Source organism: Paraburkholderia sp. A3BS-1L, from assembly GCF_051125215.1.
Taxonomy (GTDB): Bacteria; Pseudomonadota; Gammaproteobacteria; order Burkholderiales; family Burkholderiaceae; genus Paraburkholderia.
Genome location: NZ_CP120442.1, coordinates 1,477,505 through 1,498,655 on the forward strand (window position 1 = coordinate 1,477,505; position 21,151 = coordinate 1,498,655).

At 65.9% G+C, this 21,151-nt stretch carries 19 protein-coding genes; 10 read left to right on the plus strand and 9 right to left on the minus strand.

What is annotated here, in order from left to right; translation table 11 throughout:
* Window positions 1-12: 12 nt before the first annotated feature.
* Window positions 13-792 (minus strand): haloacid dehalogenase type II, encoded by a 780-nt coding sequence (locus tag P5W99_RS06680; RefSeq protein WP_421023819.1) that lies wholly within the window; start codon window positions 790-792, stop codon window positions 13-15.
* A 168-nt stretch (window positions 793-960) separates the two neighbouring features.
* Here P5W99_RS06680 and P5W99_RS06685 point away from each other — a divergent pair, with 168 nt between their 5' ends.
* Entirely contained in the window at window positions 961-1,872 is a 912-nt protein-coding gene (locus tag P5W99_RS06685) for a LysR family transcriptional regulator (protein WP_434662280.1), read from the plus strand.
* Between the two features lie 202 nt (window positions 1,873-2,074).
* Window positions 2,075-2,509, plus strand: coding sequence for a universal stress protein (locus P5W99_RS06690; protein WP_421023820.1), 435 nt, complete (start codon window positions 2,075-2,077; stop codon window positions 2,507-2,509).
* 193 nt (window positions 2,510-2,702) lie between these two features.
* On the opposite strand, the gene aceA is transcribed toward P5W99_RS06690, so the two are convergent.
* From aceA to P5W99_RS06705, 3 genes are all read right to left on the minus strand, one after another.
* Complete coding sequence (gene aceA, locus P5W99_RS06695; protein WP_421023821.1) at window positions 2,703-4,010, minus strand: isocitrate lyase; 1,308 nt, start codon at window positions 4,008-4,010, stop codon at window positions 2,703-2,705.
* 384 nt (window positions 4,011-4,394) lie between these two features.
* Window positions 4,395-6,113, minus strand: coding sequence for a DEAD/DEAH box helicase (locus P5W99_RS06700; protein ID WP_434662282.1), 1,719 nt, complete (start codon window positions 6,111-6,113; stop codon window positions 4,395-4,397).
* A 382-nt stretch (window positions 6,114-6,495) separates the two neighbouring features.
* Entirely contained in the window at window positions 6,496-6,765 is a 270-nt protein-coding gene (locus tag P5W99_RS06705; RefSeq protein ID WP_421023823.1) for an acyl-CoA-binding protein, read from the minus strand.
* Window positions 6,766-6,926: 161 nt separating this feature from the next.
* On the opposite strand from P5W99_RS06705, the gene tsaB reads away from it, so the two are divergent.
* From tsaB to P5W99_RS06725, 4 genes are read left to right on the plus strand one after another with little or no spacing between them, the layout of a single operon-like run.
* A complete protein-coding gene (gene tsaB, locus P5W99_RS06710) occupies window positions 6,927-7,724 on the plus strand; it encodes a tRNA (adenosine(37)-N6)-threonylcarbamoyltransferase complex dimerization subunit type 1 TsaB (RefSeq protein ID WP_434662284.1) in 798 nt (265 codons plus the stop codon).
* Window positions 7,721-8,215: a ribosomal protein S18-alanine N-acetyltransferase gene (rimI, locus tag P5W99_RS06715; protein WP_421023825.1), complete on the plus strand. Its 495-nt coding sequence runs from the start codon at window positions 7,721-7,723 to the stop codon at window positions 8,213-8,215. Before tsaB ends, rimI begins: the two co-directional genes overlap by 4 nt.
* Window positions 8,202-9,203 (plus strand): uracil-DNA glycosylase family protein, encoded by a 1,002-nt coding sequence (locus P5W99_RS06720; protein WP_434662286.1) that lies wholly within the window; start codon window positions 8,202-8,204, stop codon window positions 9,201-9,203. Before rimI ends, P5W99_RS06720 begins: the two co-directional genes overlap by 14 nt.
* A gap of 5 nt (window positions 9,204-9,208) precedes the next feature.
* The gene (locus P5W99_RS06725) at window positions 9,209-10,321 is read left to right on the plus strand and encodes a DUF1853 family protein (protein WP_434662473.1); all 1,113 of its coding nucleotides are present in this window, start codon (window positions 9,209-9,211) and stop codon (window positions 10,319-10,321) included.
* Between the two features lie 43 nt (window positions 10,322-10,364).
* Here the strand turns inward: P5W99_RS06725 and thiD are convergent, their stop codons facing one another.
* Window positions 10,365-11,171, minus strand: coding sequence for a bifunctional hydroxymethylpyrimidine kinase/phosphomethylpyrimidine kinase (thiD, locus tag P5W99_RS06730; protein WP_434662287.1), 807 nt, complete (start codon window positions 11,169-11,171; stop codon window positions 10,365-10,367).
* 61 nt (window positions 11,172-11,232) lie between these two features.
* Window positions 11,233-12,543, minus strand: coding sequence for a lysophospholipid transporter LplT (gene lplT / locus P5W99_RS06735; protein ID WP_421023828.1), 1,311 nt, complete (start codon window positions 12,541-12,543; stop codon window positions 11,233-11,235).
* A gap of 219 nt (window positions 12,544-12,762) precedes the next feature.
* Here lplT and alr point away from each other — a divergent pair, with 219 nt between their 5' ends.
* The 3 genes from alr (at window position 12,763) to P5W99_RS06750 (ending at window position 15,630) form a co-directional block, all read left to right on the plus strand.
* Entirely contained in the window at window positions 12,763-13,833 is a 1,071-nt protein-coding gene (alr, locus tag P5W99_RS06740; RefSeq protein ID WP_421023829.1) for an alanine racemase, read from the plus strand.
* Between the two features lie 19 nt (window positions 13,834-13,852).
* Window positions 13,853-15,229, plus strand: a complete 1,377-nt coding sequence (gene radA / locus P5W99_RS06745) for a DNA repair protein RadA (RefSeq protein ID WP_035531908.1) — start codon at window positions 13,853-13,855, stop codon at window positions 15,227-15,229.
* Window positions 15,230-15,360: 131 nt separating this feature from the next.
* Window positions 15,361-15,630 carry a DUF2866 domain-containing protein gene (locus tag P5W99_RS06750; RefSeq protein WP_421023830.1) on the plus strand — a complete coding sequence of 90 codons (270 nt, stop codon included), beginning with the start codon at window positions 15,361-15,363 and terminating at the stop codon, window positions 15,628-15,630.
* A 111-nt stretch (window positions 15,631-15,741) separates the two neighbouring features.
* Here the strand turns inward: P5W99_RS06750 and P5W99_RS06755 are convergent, their stop codons facing one another.
* Window positions 15,742-16,911 carry a CaiB/BaiF CoA transferase family protein gene (locus P5W99_RS06755; protein WP_421025204.1) on the minus strand — a complete coding sequence of 390 codons (1,170 nt, stop codon included), beginning with the start codon at window positions 16,909-16,911 and terminating at the stop codon, window positions 15,742-15,744.
* Window positions 16,912-17,012: 101 nt separating this feature from the next.
* Window positions 17,013-18,959 carry an ATP-binding cassette domain-containing protein gene (locus P5W99_RS06760; RefSeq protein ID WP_434662291.1) on the minus strand — a complete coding sequence of 649 codons (1,947 nt, stop codon included), beginning with the start codon at window positions 18,957-18,959 and terminating at the stop codon, window positions 17,013-17,015.
* A 100-nt stretch (window positions 18,960-19,059) separates the two neighbouring features.
* Here P5W99_RS06760 and P5W99_RS06765 point away from each other — a divergent pair, with 100 nt between their 5' ends.
* Entirely contained in the window at window positions 19,060-19,542 is a 483-nt protein-coding gene (locus tag P5W99_RS06765; protein WP_421023832.1) for a glutathione peroxidase, read from the plus strand.
* Between the two features lie 27 nt (window positions 19,543-19,569).
* Here P5W99_RS06765 and cls read toward each other — a convergent pair whose 3' ends face one another.
* Window positions 19,570-21,069 carry a cardiolipin synthase gene (cls, locus tag P5W99_RS06770; protein ID WP_421023833.1) on the minus strand — a complete coding sequence of 500 codons (1,500 nt, stop codon included), beginning with the start codon at window positions 21,067-21,069 and terminating at the stop codon, window positions 19,570-19,572.
* Window positions 21,070-21,151: the final 82 nt, after the last annotated feature.

The window sequence follows — 21,151 nt, forward strand, 5'->3', positions numbered from 1 at the left end:
TTACCGTGCCGGTCAGGACGATTTCGTCACGCGCCCGGGCTGGGGCGCGGGGCGGCTTCGCTCGGCAGGCACAGCGGTTTCGAGAAAGGCGGCGAGTTCTGCCATGCCGCCGCCGGTGCCGTGCGGCGGCACGCCGAGTTCTTCGGCGGGCAGTCGCTGGCGGTTGATCCAGAATGTGGTATAGCCGAACCAGGCGGCGCCGGCCGCATCCCAGCCGTTCGACGAGACGAACACCATGTCGCGCGGCGCGGCGTCGAACGCGCTGGCGCCGAGCGCGTAGGCGGCCGCGGCTGGTTTATAGGCGCGCACGGCGTCGACTGAGAGCACGTGGTCGAACAGGCCGTTCATGCCGGCGCTTTTCACCGCGATGTCGAGCATCTGCGGATTGCCGTTCGAGAGGATGGCGAGGCCCATGCGCGTGCCGTCAGCGGCCGGCGCACGCAGGCGGCGCAGCACGGGCAGCACGTCGGGAAAGGCCGAGAGGCAGGCGTATTCGTCCATCAGCCGCTTTTCGCCCGCGCCGGAAAGCGACAGGTTCAAGCGGCGCGCCGCGTAGCGCAGCGCGTCGAGCGTGATATCCCAGAAGGGGCGGTAGCGCGCGCCAGCGGGGTCCGAGAGCGTGCGCAACTGCGTGTATTCGATCTGCTTCAGGCGCCAGAGCTGCGAGAGCGCGTCGCCGTGACCGGGGAACATCTGCTCGGCTGCGGCAACGACCGAGTGCACGTCGAAGAGCGTGCCATATGCGTCGAAGATCACAGCCTTGGGGAATCGTGGTGTCGTTGTGGCCGACATAGCTTTGCACTCCATCATCAGAGGTCGGGAGGAATTGTATTCATGATCATGGGTGCTGAAAAAGACGGGATTGATCACTTGATCTTTTACTTTTACCCACCTAATCTGACGCTCTAGAGGTTTTTTTCTATCAAGGGTGTTGCGTAATTCCGTTTTCCTCCTTTTCCGATGGATCGCTTCAAACAAATCGAAACTTTCGCCAACGTCGCGGCGAAGGGCAGTCTTTCCGCGGCGGCGCAGGCCGAAGGCGTCGCGCCCGCCATCATCGGCCGGCGCATCGACGCGCTCGAAGAGCGGCTCGGCGTGAAGCTGTTTGTGCGCACCACGCGCCGCATTACGCTGACATTCGAGGGCTCCGCGTTCCTCGAAGACTGCCAGCGCATCATTCATGACATGCAAAACGCTGAGGCCAGCGTCTCCGCGGGTGGCGTGAAGGCGAGCGGGCACCTGCGCGTGTCCGCGCCGGCGGGTTTCGGCAGGCGGCACGTCGCGCCGCTCGTGCCCGATTTCACGTCCGCGCACCCTGACGTGACGACCACGCTCGACCTCTCGGACCGGCTCGTCGACCTCGTCAACGAAGGCTTCGACTGCGCGGTGCGGCTGGGCGAGCTGCCCGATTCGTCGCTCGTTTCGCTCAAGCTCGGCGAAAACCGGCGCGTCTGCGTGGCGTCGCCCGCATACCTGTCGCGGCGCGGCGCGCCCGAGACGCTGGCCGACCTCGCGCGTCACAATTGTCTCGCGCTCGGCGCGAGCAGCGCGAACCAGCAGCGCGGCTGGACCTTTCAGCAGGACGACAAAGTGGTGTCGATTCGCGTTTCCGGCACGATGGAATGCTCGGACGGCGCGGTGCTGCACGAATGGTGCCTCGAAGGCTATGGCCTCGCGTGGCGCTCGTGGTGGGAAGTCGGTGAGGATATTGCAGCGGGCCGGCTCGCGAGCGTGCTCGACGCTTATGCCGCGCCGCCCATCGGCATTCACGCCGTGTTTCCGCAGCGCCGGCACTTGCCGTTGCGCGTGCGCCTCTTTCTCGACTTTATCAAGCATACCTACGGCCAGCCGGGTTACTGGGGCCAGGACTGAGTCCTGGCGGTTCGTGCTTCCGCCTCGGCGTCACGGCCAGTGCATCCGCGTTTCCGATATGGGGGGATGCCCGCATGCGCGCCGTGCACCGTTTATTCGCGCACTACAATCGATCTGAGGGCGTAGCGGGGCGCCGTGCGAGGCCATGGCGCGGTTCGCGAGGCCACCCGGATGCAGAGAGCACGGGAACACGGAGGGCGCCATGTTCAAGCACATCCTCGTTCCAACCGACGGCACCGATCTGTCGAAGAAGGCGATCGACGGCGCGATCGACCTCGCGCGGACGGTGGGCGCCCGCGTCACGGCCTACGCGTGCCTGCCGCAATATCCGTACTCGCCTTACGCCGATGTCGTGATGGAGCTGCCCGGCGACTTTCAGACCCGCAGCGAGCGCGAGGCGCGCATCCACCTGCAGGAGGTGGAGGACGCGGCGCACAGCGTGGGCGTCACCTGCGACTCCTGCACCAGCGTGCATCCTTCCCCGTACCTCGGCATCATCGAAGCCGCCGAAAACTGCGGCTGCGACGTCATATTCATGGCTTCGCACGGGCGGCGCGGTCTGGGCAGCCTGTTGATCGGCAGCGAGACGCAGCGCGTGCTCACGCATACGAAGATTCCGGTGATCGTCTATCGATAGTGCATAGCCGCAGTTGGCGCATGGACATGCACGGCGCGATGTCCATGCGCCTTCCGTGGCTTGCCTCACTACACTCTGGCGCGCGTGCGGCGGTGGCGGCGTCCGGCAGGCCCCGCCAAGGACTTGCGAACCGGCTGCCGCGCCGTGCGTCCGGCGCCAGAAAAAAGCAGGGGCGTGCCCCCTGCAGGTGGTCTTACGCCACCTTCTGGTCGAAGAACTGCTCGTCTTCGGTCGAGCCGTGCAGCGCCGTGGTCGATGCGTCTCGTTCGACCGTTTGCGTCACGGCGTCGAAATAGCCCGTCCCCACTTCGCGCTGGTGCTTCACGGCGGTGAAGCCCTTTTCGGCCGCGGCGAACTCGGCCTGCTGGAGCTCGACGAACGCGCTCATGTTCTGGCGCGCATAGCCGTGCGCGAGGTTGAACATCGAATAGTTCAGCGAGTGGAAGCCCGCCAGCGTGATGAACTGGAACTTGTAGCCCATTGCGCCGAGCTCGCGCTGGAACTTCGCGATCGTCGCGTCGTCGAGGTTTTTCTTCCAGTTGAACGACGGCGAGCAGTTGTAGGCGAGCAGTTTGCCCGGGAATTCCTTGTGGATCGCCTCCGCGAACTTCTTCGCGAACTCGAGATCCGGCTTGCCCGTTTCGCACCAGATCATGTCGGCGTAGGCCGCGTAGGCGAGACCGCGCGAGATCGACTGCTCGAGGCCGTTGCGCGTGCGGAAGAAGCCTTCCACCGTGCGCTCGCCCGTGAGGAACGGCTTGTCGTTGTCGTCGATGTCGGAGGTGACGAGGTCGGCGGCTTCGGCGTCCGTGCGCGCGAGAAGCACGGTCGGCACGCCGCAGACGTCGGCGGCCAGACGCGCGGCCGTCAGCTTGGCGACGGCTTCGCGCGTCGGCACGAGCACCTTGCCGCCCATGTGACCGCACTTCTTCACCGAAGCGAGCTGGTCTTCGAAGTGCACGCCCGCGGCGCCCGCTTCGATCATCGCCTTCATCAGTTCGAACGCATTGAGCACGCCGCCGAAGCCGGCTTCAGCGTCGGCCACGATGGGCTGGAAGTAGTCGACATAGCCTTCGTCGCCGGGATTCTTGCCTTCGGACCATTGGATCTGGTCGGCGCGCGTGAGCGTGTTGTTGATGCGCTTGACCACCTGCGGCACCGAATTGGCCGGGTAGAGCGATTGGTCCGGGTACATTTCGCCGGCGAGGTTGGCGTCGCCGGCGACTTGCCAGCCCGACAGGTAAATGGCCTTGAGACCGGCCTTCACCTGCTGCATGGCCTGGTTGCCCGTAAGCGCGCCGAGCGAGTTGATGAACGGCTCGGTGGTCACGCCTTTCCAGAGCTTTTCGGCGCCGATCTTCGCGAGCGTGTGCTCGGGCTGGATCGAACCGCGCAGGCGTACCACGTCATCAGCCGTGTAGTTGCGCTTGATGCCCTTCCAGCGCGGGTCCGTTTCCCATTGCTGTTGAAGTTGCTGTGCTTGCTGTTGACGGGTCGACATGATGGGCTCCTTCGTTTACCTGGAGATAAACCGGTGATCGGAACAGCTGAACCGCTGAGATTCGCAAAGGGGATTTCGTTTCGCGAACTCTTATATAAGAGTCTAGGCAAATCGATCGCCCCGCAACAGACAAGGGGTGGGTTTTTTTGGTAAATTTTAAATCAATAAATTCAATACGTTATATATTTTATTTCGCGATAAGAAACGCAATTTTCCATCTTGCAATGGATCTATTTGTGCCCCGCAACACGATTTTTTACGAAGCAAAAAAATTTTTCGTATTGTGAAATTTTGGGCGCGGACAAAAAAAGACCGGTGACGAGCACCGGTCCTTTCCAACATCAGTTGGCGGGCGGACGTTGCCGTCCGCCGCCGCGCGCTGATTTAGCTGTCGCGGCGTGCGCCACGCGGGCCGTCGTTGCGGCGCGCGCCGTAGCCTTCACGCGAACGGCCGTAGCCGTCGCCGCGCGGCTGGCCGTAGCCGCCGCGGCCATTGCCTTCGCCGCGCGAGGCGCCATAGCCGCCTTCGCGTTGACCATAGCCGCCACGCGAGCCTTCCGGACGGTTGCCCCAGCTATTACCGTTGCGCTCGCCGCCGGACGAACGTTCGCCAAAGCTGCGCTCGCCCTGCGGACGATCTCCGTAGCTGCGCTCGCCGCCACGGTTGCCGTAGCCGCCCGGCTTGCCACTGCCGTTGCCGAAGCGACGGCCACCGCCATTGCCGCCGCCCGGACGGCCACGGCCGCCAAAGCCGCGGTTCGAGGGCGGCGCCTTGCGCGGCTCGAAGCCTTCGATCACGTTGACCGGCAGCGGTGCGCGCACGAAGCGCTCGATGCGCTTGAGCGCGCCTTGCTCGGCGTGATGCACGAGGCTCACGGCGATGCCCGAACGGCCCGCGCGGCCCGTGCGGCCGATGCGGTGCACGTAGTCTTCGGCGAATTTCGGCAGGTCGTAGTTGAACACGTGCGTGATGCCGGGGATGTCGATGCCGCGCGCCGCGACGTCGGTGGCGACGAGCACGCGCACGCGACGCTCGCGCAGCGCACGGATCGTGCGGTTGCGCGCGCCTTGCGGCAGATCGCCGTGCAGGGCAGCGGTTTCGAAGCCGGCGTCGGCGAGCTTGCCAGCGAGCTGGTCCGCATCCATCTTGGTCGCCGTGAACACGACGGCCTGGTCGAGGCTCTCGTCGCGCAGCAGGTGGTCGAGCAGGCGGTCCTTGTGATCGCGGTCGTCCACGTAGTGCACGGTTTGCGCGATGTTCGAGTTCGCTTCGACCTTGCGCACGATCTCGATGCGCTCGGGGTCCTTGAGCAGGCGGCCCGTGATCGAGGCGATCTTGCCGTCGAGCGTGGCCGAGAACAGCATCGTCTGACGCGACTCGGGCGTGGCGGCCACGATCGTGTCGATGTCGTCGATGAAGCCCATGTCGAGCATGCGGTCGGCTTCGTCGAGCACGAGCATCTTCAGCTCGGACAGGTCGATGCGGCCGCGCTCGAGGTGGTCGAGCAGGCGGCCCGGCGTCGCCACGAGAATCTCGGGGTTCTTCGCGAGCAGCATGAGCTGCTGGCCGTAGGCCACGCCGCCAAGAATGCTGACGGTGCGCAGGCGGCGCAGATGCTGGCCGTAGGTCGATGCAGCCGTGGTCACCTGCATGGCGAGCTCACGCGTGGGCGTGAGCACGAGCAGGCCCGGGCGCGCGACCGGCTGCGGACGGCGCTGGCGGCGGTCGCCCTGGCCTTGCTGGCCTTGCGGACGCGGTTCGCGCGGTTGAGCGGCCTGAGCCTTCTGAAGCTGCGCGAAGCGCTCGATCGCGGGCAGCATGAAGGCTGCGGTCTTGCCCGAGCCGGTCGGGCTGGAGACCAGCAGGTCGCGGCCCGCGATGGCGGCAGGAATGGCGCGTTCCTGCACGGGCGTCGGAGCCTTGTAGCCCGCCGCGATCAGCGCGGAGACGATCTCCGGCGACAGACCGAGCGATGCGAACGTCGGGCCTGCGGGCGTGTCGTCGGCCTGCACGGCGGCTTCAGGAGCAGCAGTGGCGGCGTCGAGACCGAGGGCGTCATTGGCAATCGCGTCGAGGGGGCTTTGGGTATTGCTCGAAGTCATGAAAATCCTTGGTACACAGGAAATAGAACGTCGGCGCCAATCGGCATACCCAAGTCGTCTGAATTTGCGAGCAAATCGAAAAACGGGGGCAATCCGCACCACACAAGGGCGAAGGCGGATTTTCGTTAGAAGCTGTTTTGGGTGCGGCTTAGCCGGGATTGGCCAACCGCCAGCCTGATACTTGACGGCCCGGAAACTGGGCCATGGCAGGGGGGGACAGGTTCTAAACTGGATTGGAGCTTAACGCTACGTGGCGTATTGCTGATCGCAAGGGCGACCGGAGCGAAACGCAGCGCGTATTGTATCTTGTTTTGTTGCAGTGCGCCAGCAATCGTTTCGTCTGGTTTGAGGCGATGCCGCTCGCTGGCGCTTCCGGTTGCTTCTAGTTCGCGGCGCCGCTCTTGAGCGATTCGACGACCTCGACGTACTGCGCCTTCGCAACGTCCTGCGCGGTGCCTTGCAGCGCGGCCCACGCCTCGTACTTGTACTTGCCGACGATATCGGTGAATCCAGGCTTGTCGCCGTGCACGTCGCCTTCGGTGGCCTGCTTGAAGAGCGCGTACAGGCGCAGCAGCGTCAGGTTGCCCGGGCGCTCCGGAAGCTTTTGCACGTCTTGCTGGGCCTGCTCGAATTGGGCATTCACATCGCTCATTGTTTTTTCCTCCACTGGATGATCGGAACAGCCCGGCGATGGTAGCAGCGCCGCCTGGTAACGGGCTGGAACCGCTCCTCCATTCTATGGAGGCTGAGCGCCGCCGCATGGGCCATGCCTGGCCGGCGACTGCACGAAGGCGGCGCATTACAATAGCGCTCATGACTGAAACCGTGCTGCTTGCTCTCGATACCTCGACCGAATATTGCTCGGTCGCATTGCTCCGCGCCGCCGCGCCCGTCAGCGGCGCATCCGGATCCGCCAACGAGGCGCCGCCCGAGCCGCGCGTCTGGATGCGCCATGAAGCCACCGGCGCCGTCTCCAGCACGCGCCTCTTGCCGGCGATCGGCGAGTTGCTGGCCGAAGCGGGGCTCGCGCTGGCCGACTGCGATGCGATCGCGTTCGGTGCGGGCCCAGGCTCCTTTACCGGCCTGCGCACCGCCACGGGCGTCACCCAGGGCCTGGCCTTCGGCCTCGACATTCCCGTGGTGCCCGTGAGCACGCTGCTCATCTGTGCCGAGAGCGCACGCATGCGCGATCCGGCGGCGACACGCGTGCTCGCGGCGCTGGACGCGCGCATGGACGAAGCGTACTGGGCCGATTACGCGTGGGATGCGGCCGCGAACGATTGGCGCACGCTGCGCCCGGCGTCGCTCGATGCACCCGAGGCCATCGCGGCGCCCGACGAACCGTTCACGCTCGCCGGCAACGCGCCGGCGGCGTTCGGCGCGCGCCTCGTCGCCTCGACGACCGCGCGCACCATCGACGCCGAAGCCCTGCCGCACGCGCTGCCGCTCGCACACGCGGCGCTGCGCGCGTTCCGCGCGGGCCGCACGCTGCGCGCCGACGAGGCCGCGCCCGAATACGTGCGCAACAAGGTCGCGCAGACCACGGCCGAACGCATGGCGGCAAAAGCTGCGCAGGGCGGGGTACACAACAGCGGCGAGGGGGGGCGATGAGCGGCGTGCTGATGACGGACCGCTACCTCTCGCAGATGACCGAGAGCGATCTCGACGAGGTCGTGGTCATCGAAAAATCCGCGTACGAATTCCCGTGGTCGCGCGGCAACTTCGAAGATTCGCTGCGCAACGGCTACTTTGGCGTGTGCATGCGCCATGTGACGGGCACCTTGATCGGCTATTGCGTGCTGATGCCGGTCGTCGACGAGATGCATCTGCTGAACCTGTGCGTCGCGCCGCAGGCGCAGGGCTTGGGCGCGGGCCTTGCGCTGCTGCGCGAAAGCGTGCGTCTCGCGCGTGCGCAGCAGCTCGAAGGGCTGTTGCTGGAAGTGCGGCCGTCGAATCATCGCGCGATCCGGCTCTACGAGCAGTTTGGCTTCGTCACCATCGGGCGTCGCAAGAACTACTATCCGGCTCGCCATCACACCCGTGAAGACGCGATCGTGATGCGCTTCACCTTTGCAATGGAGGGCGCCGATGCCGCTCGATGAGATCGCGCTGGAGGAGCTCGGCCTCGCGCCGCGCTGGGTGCGCCGGGGCATGACTACGGCGGCACCGTCATCCTCTGAATCGATGACGGCTGCGAGCGCCAGCCTGGCCGGACAAGCCGCGCCGAACGCAGAGCCGCGAACAGCGCCGCGAACAGCGCCGACGCCGCAACCGGTTGCGCAACGCGTCGCAGCGCAAGCGCCGCAACAGGACGCCGTTGTGCAAGCGCAGGTCTCGCCGCTGCCGCCGTCCGACCCCGACCGTGGCCGCGCAGCCGCCGTGCCCGTTCAGGCGGGCCAGGCCGCGCAGGAAGAACCGCCGCCGCTGACCGAAGACGATTTCGCCTGGTTCGATGCGATGCCCGAGCCGTCGTTGCCGCATGATCTGGAGCCTGGTCGGGCTCCGCGCGATGACGTCGCGACGCTCGACTGGGATGCGCTCGCCGAACGCGTGGCCTCCTGCACGCGTTGCCGTCTGTGCGAGAAGCGCACCAACACCGTGTTCGGCGTGGGCGATCGCGCTGCGGAGTGGATGCTGATCGGCGAGGCGCCGGGCGAAAACGAAGACCGCCTCGGCGAGCCGTTCGTCGGCCAGGCAGGCAAGCTGCTCGACAACATGCTGAAGGCGTTGTCACTCGCGCGCGGCGAAAACGTCTATATCGCGAACGTCATCAAATGCCGCCCGCCCGGCAACCGTAATCCCGAGCCCGACGAGGTCGCGCGCTGCGAGCCGTATCTGCAACGCCAGGTGGCGCTCGTGAAGCCGAAGATCATCGTCGCCCTTGGGCGCTTCGCCGCGCAAAGCCTGCTGAGGACCGACGGCAGTATCGCCTCGCTGCGCGGGCGCGTGCACCAGTACGAGGGCGTGCCCGTGATCGTGTCGTATCACCCCGCCTATCTGCTGCGCAGCCTGCACGACAAATCGAAGGCGTGGGCCGACCTGTGCCTTGCCCGCGACACCTGGCGCGCGGCGGGTGGCGGCAAGCGATGACGATGATGCGGCCCGCGGATGCCTCGTCGGGCGAGCTGGCTGCCGCAGGTTTCAGCAAGCTGCTGCTCGATTCGCTCTATCGGGATCTCACTGACCCAGTCGTGCGCGATCTCGCGTGGCTGCTATTCAGTGCCGATTTGTTGCGTGCGCAACCACATGCGCCGCTTGCCGAGCTATGGGCGAGCAATGAGGAGGCGAATGCCGCCGCAGCGTGGCTTACGCAACTCGATCGCGATCCTGCCCGCTTGCATGCTTCGCTCGACACGACGCGCCTCACGCGGCTGGGCCGCTATGCCGAAACGCTGCTCGGCTGGTTTCTCGCCCATGGACCGGCGCCCCGGCTCGTTGCGGCCAACGTCGCACTGCGGCGCGCGGGCCTTACGCTGGGCGAATGCGACTTCCTCGTTCAAACGCGCAACGGCCAGCGGCTCCATTGGGAACTGGCGGTGAAGTGGTACATGCACCTCGGCATGGCGGAGAACGGCGCGCCGGGACTTGCCGATTTCGTCGGGCCGAACCTGCGCGATCGTTTCGATTTGAAGCTCGCGCATCTGCGCGATCACCAACTGCGCCTGAGTGCGCGCGAAGAGTTCGCCTGGCTCGGTTATCCAGGGCCGTGGCTCGCGCAGATGTTCTGGAAGGGCTGGCTTTTCTATCGCGCGGGCAAGGGGGCGGTTACGCCGCCGGGCGACCCGCCCGACCTCGCGGAGCAGCATGGGCGCGGCTGGTGGGTCACGCGGGCGGACTGGGCCGATTTCGCGGACCGTGAAGGCGCCGATGGCTGGAGTGTGCTGCCGCGGCTCGCCTGGCTTGCACCACGGCGGATCGGGCCGGACGGTGGGCAATGCTTGCCGATACCCCACGACGAGCGTGACCGGCACGAGGGTAGCGGCGCCAGGCACCATCGCGATGTGGAGGGCGATGCGTCCGCGGCCCGCAGAACCGTGGCCGCGCCGGTGCCGGCTGCACCATTGTTCGCAGGCCTCACGCAGGCTCATGAGCCCGTGATGGTCGCCGCATTTGTGGCCGATGGCGCGGGCGGCTACGTCGAGCGCTCGCGAGGTTTCATCGTTCCCGACGACTGGCCGGCGCGCGCCCAGGCCTTTGCGCGCCCATGACGTCAGCTACGACGTTACGGGTGACGAGCGCGCCGCGCCGGATTCACCACCAGCGCCAGAAGTGATGCACCGGGCCGACGCCATGGCCTACGTCGAGCCGCTCGCTCGCTTCGAGCGCTCCGGTGAGATACGTCTTCGCCTGCGTGACGGCCTCCGCGAGCGTCGCATGCTGCGGCCACAGCGCGGCGATCGCCGAGGAGAGTGTGCAGCCCGTGCCGTGCGTGTTCGTCACCGGCACGCGCGGCCCGCCCAGACGCAGCGTCCCGCCGGCTTCGATCAGCCAGTCGGGGCTGTCTGCGCCGCCCAGGTGGCCGCCTTTCATCAGCACGGCTTGCGCGCCGAGCGCGCGCAGCGCCTCGCCTTGCTCGACCATCGCGGCTTCATCGGCGGCCGGCGTCACGCCGAGCAGCGCCGCGGCCTCGGGAAGATTTGGCGTGACGACGCCCGCGAGCGGCAGCAGTTCCTCGCGCAGCGCCGTCACGGCCTCGGGCGCGAGCAACGCGTGATTGCTCTTCGAAATCATCACCGTGTCGAGCACGATGCGCGGCGGCTGGTAGCGGCGCAGCGCATCGGCGATGGCGCGCACGATCGATGCGTTGGCCAGCATGCCGATCTTCACGGCGTCGATGCGGATGTCCTCGAACACGGCGTCGAGCTGCGCGGTGACGAAGCCCGCATCGGGCGCGTGGATGGCGGTAACGCCGCGGGTGTTCTGCGCAGTGAGCGCGGTGATGACGCTCGCGCCATAGGCGCCGAGCGCGGAGAAAGCCTTGAGGTCGGCCTGGATGCCTGCGCCGCCGCCCGAGTCGGAGCCGGCGATCGTGAGGACGTTGGAAATCGGTGAGGTCATGGCGGCGTCGCTAATGTGCCGCGCGCCGGGCCCGCAGGCCACCGCCGCGCGGAGGCGGGATTCAGTGGCGATGATTTTCGCCGATCAGCGCGACCGAGTCGAACGAGCGCTGATTGGCCTGGTGGCGTCGCATCACGAGCCACATCATCAGGCAGACGAAGGTGCCGAACAGCACGATCACGATGGTCACCGGCACATCGAGCCAGACGAGCACGGCGTAGAGGCACAGCATCACGAGCACCGAGAGGTTCTCGTTGAAATTCTGCACGGCGATCGAGTGGCCGGCGGAGAGCAGCACGTGGCCGCGATGCTGGAGCAGCGCGTTCATCGGCACGACGAAGAAACCCGAGAGCGCGCCCACCACCATCAGGAAGATATAGGCGAACACGAGGTAGCCCGGGATGCGCATATGGCCGATATGCAGGCCCCAGTGCGGCGGAAACAGGCTGCGCGTGTAAAACGCCATGAGCATGACGGCGATGCCCATCATGATGCCTACTGGCAGCACCGAGAGCGACTTCTTGAGCGGCACGCGCGCGGCGGCGATCATCGCACCGGCGGCGACGCCCACGGCCACCACGGCTTGCAGCACAGCGCTTTCCGAGAGCGACATGCCGAGCGACACTTCGGCCCACTTGAGTACGATGAATTGCAGCGTCGCGCCGGCGCCCCAGAACAGCGTCGTGACCGCGAGCGAAATCTGGCCGAGCTTGTCGCGCCAGAGCGTGTTGAAACACTCGGCGAAGTCGGTGATGAGGCGGATCGGCCCGTGCTGCTGGCGCGGATAGCGCGCGCCGGTGTCGGGGATGCGCAGATTGAAGAGCGCGGCGATCACGTAGATGACCATGATCACGAGCATCGCGGCTTCGGCGGGGGTGCTGATCGAGGCGGGCGTGTGGCGAATGATGTGGGCGGCGATATGCGGGCTGATCAGCGCGCCGCCGAGCACCGTGCCGAGGATGATCGAGCCGACCGTGGTGCCTTCGATCCAGCCGTTGGCGGCCACGAGGCGCTCAGGCGGCAGCAGTTCCGTGAGAATGCCGTACTTGGCCGGCGAATAGGCCGCCGCGCCGAAGCCGACCACCCCATAGGCAAACAGCGGATGCGTGCCGGCGAGCATGATGGCGCAGCCCGCGACCTTGATCGTGTTCGTGATGAACATGACCTGGCCCTTGGGGCGGGAATCAGCAAAGGCGCCGACGAATGCGGCAAGAACGACGTAGGAGAGGACGAAAAACAGCTTGAGCAGCGGCGTCATCCAGTTCGGGGCGTGGAGGTCTTTCAGCAGTGCGATTGCAGCGATGAGGAGCGCATTGTCGGCCAACGACGAAAAAAACTGCGCGGCCATGATGGTGTAAAAGCCTTTTTTCATCTGATGCGATGCTTTCCTCGCTGCGGTCCGTCCGCCCCGGACGGGTGGGAGGCATCCGGGCTTTATTACGTTCGAAATGGGTTGTGCGCAGGGCTTTATATCACGAAAATAGCGTGATTCGGACTAGCACATTCCTTGACCGCCTGTCAGACGGGCCTGACGGGTGCTGAAACCACCCTGTAAGGTCCTGATTCAAAAGCGTCTTTGCGAAAAAATCCCATGCCTCGCCCCCTTTCCGCCACGATTCACACCACCGCTCTCGCCAATAATCTCGCCGTCGTCCGCAAATACGCGCCGCAGTCGAAAATCTGGGCCGTGGTCAAGGCCAATGCCTACGGGCACGGGCTTGCGCGCGCTTTTCCCGGCCTGCGCGCGACCGACGGTTTTGGCCTGCTCGACCTCGAAGAGGCGGTGAAATTGCGCGAACTGGGCTGGGCCGGGCCGATTCTGCTGCTGGAGGGCTTCTTCCGGCCGACCGACATCGACGTCATCGACCGCTATAGCCTCACCACGGTGATCCATTGCGACGAACAAATGCGCATGCTCGAAATGGCGCGTCTGTCCAAGCCGCTCAATGTTCAGCTCAAGATGAACAGCGGCATGAACCGGCTCGGCTATACGCCGGAGAAATACCGTGCGGCGTGGGAGCGGGCGCGCGCTTGCCCCGGCATCGGCCAGATCACCTTGATGACGCACTTTTCGGACGCCGATACGCCGCGCGGCATCGGCGCGCAGATGGCGGCGTTCGAGCGCGGCGCGCAAGGCATCGCGGGCACGCGCAGCCTTGCGAACTCGGCGGCCACGTTATGGCATCCCGAATCGCATTTCGACTGGGTGCGCCCCGGCATCATTCTGTATGGCGCTTCGCCTTCGGGCGCGGCCTCGGCGCTCGATGGCGTCGGTTTGCAGCCGGCCATGACGCTTGCCTCCGAGATCATCGCCACGCAGACGATCGCTGAAGGCCAGAGTGTCGGCTACGGCTCGATCTTCACGGCGCGCCAGCCGATGCGCATCGGCGTGGTGGCCTGCGGCTACGCGGACGGCTATCCGCGCGTCGCGCCCGAAGGCACGCCCGTGATCGTCGAAGGCGTGCGCACGCGCGTTGTCGGGCGCATCTCCATGGACATGCTCACGGTCGATCTCACGCCGGTGCAGGGCGCGGGCGTGGGCGCGCGCGTCGAGCTGTGGGGCACGAACTTGCCTATCGACGATGTCGCGCAAGCATGCGGCACGATCGGCTACGAGCTGATGTGTGCGGTCGCGCCGCGCGTGCCGGTTCGCGCGGAATAAACCCACCATGGCAAAAAGCATGGCGAAGGCGAAGACGCTCTATATCTGCACCGAATGCGGCGGACAGGCGCCGAAATGGCAAGGACAGTGCCCCGCATGCGGCACGTGGAACACACTGGTCGAGAGCGTTGCGGAGCCGGCCGGCAATCACCGCTTTCAGGCGCTGGCAAAGAGCGCGCCGGTGCGGCGTCTGGCCGATATCGAGGCGTCCGACGTGCCGCGCTTCACCACCGGTGTCGGCGAGTTCGATCGCGTGCTGGGCGGTGGTCTGGTCGCGGGCGGCGTGGTGCTGATCGGCGGCGATCCGGGCATCGGCAAGTCCACGCTGCTCCTGCAGTCGCTCGCGCAGATCGCGGCCGAGCGGCGCGCGCTCTACGTGAGCGGTGAGGAGTCGGCGGCACAAATCGCGTTGCGCGCGCAACGGCTTGCCTTGCTCGATCCGGGCTCGAAGGCGAGCGAGCTGCAATTGCTCGCCGAAATCCAGCTCGAAAAAATCCAGGCGACCATCGAGGCCGAAAAGCCCGACGTCGCCGTGATCGACTCCATCCAGACCATCTATTCCGAGGCGCTCACCTCCGCACCCGGGTCGGTTGCGCAGGTGCGCGAGTGTGCCGCGCAGCTCACGCGCATTGCCAAGCAGTCGGGCACGGCCATCATCATGGTTGGCCACGTGACGAAGGAGGGCAATCTCGCGGGCCCGCGCGTGCTGGAGCACATCGTCGACACGGTGCTGTACTTCGAGGGCGACACGCACTCGTCGTTCCGGCTCGTGCGCGCGTTCAAGAACCGCTTCGGCGCGGTCAACGAGCTGGGTGTGTTCGCGATGACCGAGCGCGGGCTGCGCGGCGTGGCCAATCCGTCGGCGCTGTTTCTCTCGCAGCACGAGCAAAGCGTGCCGGGCTCCTGCGTGCTGGTGACCCAGGAGGGCTCGCGGCCGCTGCTCGTGGAAGTGCAGGCGCTCGTCGATACGGCGCAGGTGCCCAATCCGCGCCGCCTCGCGGTCGGGCTGGAGCAGAACCGCCTCGCGCTGCTGCTGGCGGTACTGCATCGCCATGCCGGCATCGGCTGCTTCGATCAGGATGTATTCCTGAACGCGGTGGGCGGCGTCAAGATCACCGAACCGGCCGCCGACCTCGCCGTGCTGCTTTCCATCCACTCATCGATGCGTAACAAGGCGTTGCCAAAGGGCCTGATCGTATTTGGCGAAGTGGGGCTCGCCGGGGAGATCCGGCCCTCGCCGCGCGGGCAGGATCGCTTGAAGGAAGCGGCCAAGCTCGGCTTTACGTGTGCGCTGATTCCCCGCGCCAATGCGCCGAAACAGCCGATCGAGGGATTGAACGTCATCGCCGTGGAGCGGATCGAGGAAGCCATCGACCGCGTGCGTGAGCTCGAGTAGGGCGGGCGCGCCGCCGCGGTCTGGCGCGTAATGATTGGTAACAACCCTGGTACGCACTGTAACCTTTTCGTTTCGTGATTTCCCTATGCTTTCGCGATGCTCAACCCGCATCCAGCGGAAAGGATAGCGACTTGAAACAGACAGAATCGTCCATCGGCATCGGCGGTAGCTCGATCGTCGTGCGCGGCTGCCGGGTCTCCGAGCCGCTCTTGCAGCCCTGGGGCAGTAGCTGTCGCATCGTCGAGTGGATCGACAGCGACGGCCGCATTTCGCGTCAGGTGGTGGCTGGCAACGTGACCGCGGCTCAGGTGCGCAGCACCATCGCGCATCATGTGGAAGGCCGCAAGCACGTACTTTACGACGACGAGCGCTCGCCACGTCAGACTTTGCCGCGTCGTTAGGCCGGAGCCTGCAGCTCGGCTTCGCACCGTTCAATCTTCATCGTGAAAATGGGCGCTTGATGCTCCGCTTCGGCGCCGGCAAGCGCCCATTTTCATTTACGGCTTCTTCAGTCAGCCCCAAGGACCATAGTTGAACGGCTTCTTGCCGGGCGCCTGGCCGGCTGGCGCGGGGTTGCTCCCAGCCGTTGCGGTGGGCGCGGCCGTACCCTGACTGGTTGCGTTGCGCGCAGTGGCCTCGCGCTGGGCAGCGGCGTCGTCGAGCAGGGCTTGCAGCACGTCGGGGTTGAACAGCGGGTGGTTGGCAGCCTCGCCGGGCTTGAGGACGGGGGAGACGCAACAATCGATCACCTCTAGCCGGTCGATCCACGTCTGCAGCGTTTCGCTCGCGATGAGCGCGGCCAGTTCGCGCGTGAGCGCCGCTGCGTCCGCCCCGCCTGGCGTCTGGCCGAGGCTCCAGTGCCGCCGGGCCCAATCCTCGCGGCCAATGGCCGTGCACAGCGTTTGCCAAAACTTCAGTTCGAGCGCACCCACGGCGAGCCAGCGCTCGTCCAGCGTGCGGTACAGGTTGTAGCAGGGCACGCCACCATTGAGCAGGCCGCCGCCGGGCTGGAGCGCCGCTGCGTCGTCGTTGGCGAGTGCGACGTGAGCCATCACGTTGTGCGCATGCGCCTGGTGCGCCATCGAAACATCGACGAAACGGCCTTCGCCGCCACGCGCCACGTGCCAGAGCGCGGCGAGGATCTGCGAGAGCGCGGCTTGCGCACCGCCGAGCAGGTCGGCGATCTGGAAGTTCGGCAGCACGGGCTCGCCTTCATGCGTGGCGATCTGGTCGAGCACGCCCGCGTACGCGATGTAGTTCAGATCGTGGCCGGCCCGGTCGGAGAACGGCCCGTTCGCGCCATAGCCGGTGATCGCGCAGTAGACGAGCTTGGGATTATTCGCGCGCAAGGTTTCGTAGCCGAGGCCGAGCCGCTCCATCACACCGGGGCGGAAGCTCTCCACGAGCACATCGGCATCGCGCGCGAGCGCGAGCAAGACGGCGCGGCCGCCTTCCGATTTGAGATCGAGCCGCGTCTCGCGCTTGCCCCGGTTGACGAGCCGGTAGAACGCGCCTGGCCGGCCCGCGATTTCGTCCTCGGCGCTTTGCATCATGTTGCGCGCTGCGTCGCCGGCGCCGGGCGGTTCGATCTTCAGCACGTCGGCACCCATTTCCGCGAGGCGCAGCGTGGCTACGGGACCAGGCAGGAGGCGGGTCAGATCGAGAACGCGCAGGCCCTGCAATGCGGGGGGGATCGACACTCGATTCGACACTCGTTTGCTCCTGATTAGCGCCTGACAATGGGAATGACCGTGTGGGGATGACCGTGGCGGCGCCGATTGTGTCAGCCGATCTGCTCAAGCTCCTCGTGCGCGCCGAGCCAGTCGGCTTCGAGCGTTTCGAGGCGCGCCTGGACTTCGGCTTGACGGCGGATCGCTTCGGTCAGCCGGATCTTTTGCGCCGGCTCATAGCTGGCCGGGTCGGCGACGAACGCGTCCAGCGTGCCTTTCTCGGCATTGAGTGCATCCATCTCCTTTTCTATCTTGCCGATTTTCGCCTGCAATGGCTTTTTCAGGTGCGAGAGCCGCTGGCGCGTCTCCGCTTCCTGGCGCCGTTGCTCCTTGCGGTTCACGGCGTCGCCCGTGTCGCCATCCAGCGCATTTGCCGTGCCGAGCGCCGCGCTCTTGATGGCTGCGCGCTGTTCGGCGGCGTGCTGGAGCAGCCAGTCGCGGTAATCGTCGAGATCGCCGTCGAACGGTTGCAGGCGATGCTTCGCCACCAGCATGAACTGGTCGGTCGTGGCGCGCAGCAAATGCCGGTCGTGCGACACGAGGATCAGCGTGCCTTCGAATTGCGCGAGTGCCATGGTGAGCGCGTGGCGCGTTTCCAGGTCGAGGTGGTTGGTCGGCTCGTCGAGCAGCAGGAGGTTCGGCTTCTGCCAGATGATGAGCGCGAGCGCGAGGCGTGCTTTCTCGCCGCCCGAGAATGGGGCAATGGGCGCCGTGGCCATCTCGCCCGGAAAGTTAAAGCCGCCCAGGAAGTCGCGCAGTTCCTGCTCGCGCGTGTCGGGCGCGAGGCGCGCGAGGTGCTGTAACGGCGTGTCTTCCGGGCGCAGCGTTTCCAGTTGATGCTGCGCGAAATAGCCGATCTGCAGGCCCTTGCCGGTGCGCAATTCGCCCGAGAGCGGCGCGAGCGTTGCGGCAAGCGTCTTGATGAGCGTGGACTTGCCTTGTCCGTTCGCGCCGAGCAGGCCGATGCGCTGGCCGTTCTGGATCGACAGCGCGACGCCCTCGACGATGGGCGTTTCGGTGCCGTCGTCGGCACGGTAACCGCAGCGCACCGTGTCCATCACGAGCATCGGATTGGGCGCGGAGTCGGGCGTGCGGAACTCGAACGTGAACGGCGAGCTTGCGTGCGCGGGCGCGATCAGCTCCATCTTCTCCAGCGCCTTGACGCGGCTCTGTGCCTGGCGCGCCTTGGTGGCCTTTGCCTTGAAGCGGTCGATGAAGCTTTGCAGATGCGCGACGGTCTTCTGCTGCTTTTCGTAGGCACTTTGCTGGAGCGCCAGCTGTTGTGCGCGCAGGATTTCGAACTGCGAGTAGTTGCCGCCGTAGCGTTTGACCTGCTGGTTTTCCAGATGCAGCGTGACGTTGCAGACGGAATCGAGAAACTCGCGGTCGTGCGAGATCACGACCAGCGTGCCGGGGTAGCGGTGGAGCCAGTCTTCGAGCCAGACGATCGCGTCGAGGTCGAGGTGGTTAGTGGGTTCGTCGAGCAGCAACAGGTCCGAGCGGCACATCAGCGCCTGGGCGAGGTTCAGGCGCATGCGCCAGCCGCCCGAGAAGCTCGCCACCGGTTGCTGCGTTTGCTCCATGGTGAAGCCGAGGCCCAGCAGCAGCGCCTCGGCGCGCGCGGGCGCGGTGTAGCCGTCGGCGTCAGCGAAGGCGGCGTGCGCCTCGGCCTCGGCCGCGCCGTCGTGGGCCGCAGAGGCAGAGGCGATGCGCGCCTCGATTTCGCGCAGCGCGGCGTCGCCATCGAGCGCGTATTCCAGCGCGTTTTTCTCGACGGCCGGCGTTTCCTGCGCGACGTGGGCGATCTGCCACGACGGCGGCATCGAAAAATCGCCGGCATCCGCATGCAACTCGCCGCGCAGCACGGCGAAGAGCGTGGACTTGCCCGCGCCATTGGCGCCGACGAGGCCGACCTTTTCGCCCGGATTCAGGGTGAACGAGGTCTGGTCGAAAAGCGGCTTGGTGCCGCGGGCGAGGCTGAATTGATTGAAGCGGATCACGAGAGCGCTGGCGCGGACAAAACCGCGGATAAAACGTAAAGCGCTATTTTAACCGGGCCGGTTTTCTCACGTAGACTGGCGCTTTCGTTGGGAGAGCCAGATGTCGACGGTTTATTCGTTTTCGGCCACGCCGCTCGGTGGTGGCGCGCCAGTGAGCCTCGCGCAATACGAGGGCAAGATCATGCTGATCGTCAATACGGCGAGCGAATGCGGATTCACGCCGCAGTACCAGGGCTTGCAGAAGCTCCACGAGCAGTACGCCGCGCGCGGCCTCGCGGTGCTCGGTTTTCCGTGCAACCAGTTCGGCAAGCAGGAGCCGGGCGACGCCGCGCAAATCGGCGCCTTCTGCGAGAAGAACTTCGGCGTCACGTTTCCGATGTTCGAGAAGGTCGAGGTGAACGGCGCGAACGCGCACCCGCTGTACCAGTGGCTCAAGGGCGAGGCGCCGGGGCTGCTCGGCATCGGGCGGATCAAATGGAACTTCACGAAGTTTCTCGTGGGTCGCGATGGCAAGGTCGTCAAGCGCTATGCGCCCGCCACGAAACCCGACGCCATTGCTGCGGACATCGAGCAACTGCTGTAAAGGCGTACCGGCTAGATCGTGGGCGGGCTACAGAACGGGCGCGAAGAGGCGGGCAACATGCATCGAGATCTTGCGCCACGCGTGGGCGTCGCGATATTCGCTGCGGTCGATCTCGAAGGTCTGCTCGAAGTCGTGCAGCAGCATCGCCTCGACTTCGGCGGCGAAGCCGCGGTGCACGGTCAGCACCATGATTTCGAAATTCAGGCGGAACGAGCGGTTGTCCAGGTTCGCGCTCCCGATGGCGGCGGCGGTGTCGTCGATCAGCACGACTTTCTGGTGCAGGAAGCCCGGCTTGTAGCGGAAGATGCGAATGCCCGCGCGCAGCGCGTCGTAGGCGTAGAGCGTGGACGCCTCGAACACCACGAAGTGATCGCGCCGGCTCGGGATCATGATGCGTACGTCCACGCCGCGCAGCGCCGCGAGGCGCAGCGCCGAGAGCACCGCTTCGTCGGGCACGAGGTAAGGCGTGGTGATCCAGACGCGTTTTTTCGCGGCGTTGATCGCCTCGACGAAAAAGAGCGAGCAGGTCTCCTGACGATCGGCGGGGCCGGTGGGCATCACGAGGCAGTGCATGTCGCTGCGCTCGCGCGACTCGACCCGTGACTCGACCCGCGGCTCGACTCGCTGCATGAGGGCGGGCGGTTCGCAGCCGGGCAGTTCCTGGGTGACCCAGTACCAGTCTTCGGTGAAGGCGAACTGAATGTTGGCCACCACCGGGCCGCGCACCTCGATATGCGTGTCGCGCCACGGCGAGAGCGGCGCCTTTGCGCCCAGATATTCGACGCCTACGTTATGGCCGCCCACGAACGCGCGCTCGCCGTCCACCACCACGATCTTGCGGTGGTTGCGGAAGTTGAGCTGGAAGCGGTTGACGAAGCGGCGCTTTGCCGAGAACGGATGCACTTCGATGCCGCCCGCACGAAGCTCGTGCACGTAGCGCGCCGGCAGGTCGAAGCTGCCGATGCTGTCGTAGAGGAACAGCACGCGCACGCCGCGCGCGGTGCAGGCGAGCAGCGCGTCCTTGAGCATGTCGCCGAGCGCGTCGGCGCGCACGATGAAGAACTGCACGATCACGTAGCGGCGCGCTTGTTCGATCGCGTCGAAGATCGCAGAAAACGTGGCTTCGCCATTGACGAGCGTACGCACCGTGTTGCCCGCCACGAGCGGCATGCCGGCCAGGCGCGAGAACGAGCGGATCATGCGCGTGCTCAGTTCGTCGACGGGCCAGTCGGACGTATTGGCCAGTTCGTCATCGGGGCCGCCGGGCGGGCGCCAGGCGGGCATGTGCGCGCGCGTGCGCAAGGTTTCGTTGCGTAGACGCCGTGCGTCCGCATAGCCCTCGAACTTGCTGCGGCCGAGGAACAGATAGGGGATCAGCGTGAAGTAGGGCATCGTCGCGAGCGAGACGGCCCAGGCGATTGCGCCTTGCGAGGTGCGCGTATTGAGGATGGCGTGGCAGGCGGCGATCAGGCCGAGCAAATGGGTGATCGCGAGCAGAATGCCCAGGGTTGACCAGTCGAATCGCATAAAGGCGCGGGACGCTCCTGAAGCCGTGCGGCGCAGCTGCGAGTGCGAGCCGTGCGAACCGCGTGAGCCGGGAAACATTCAT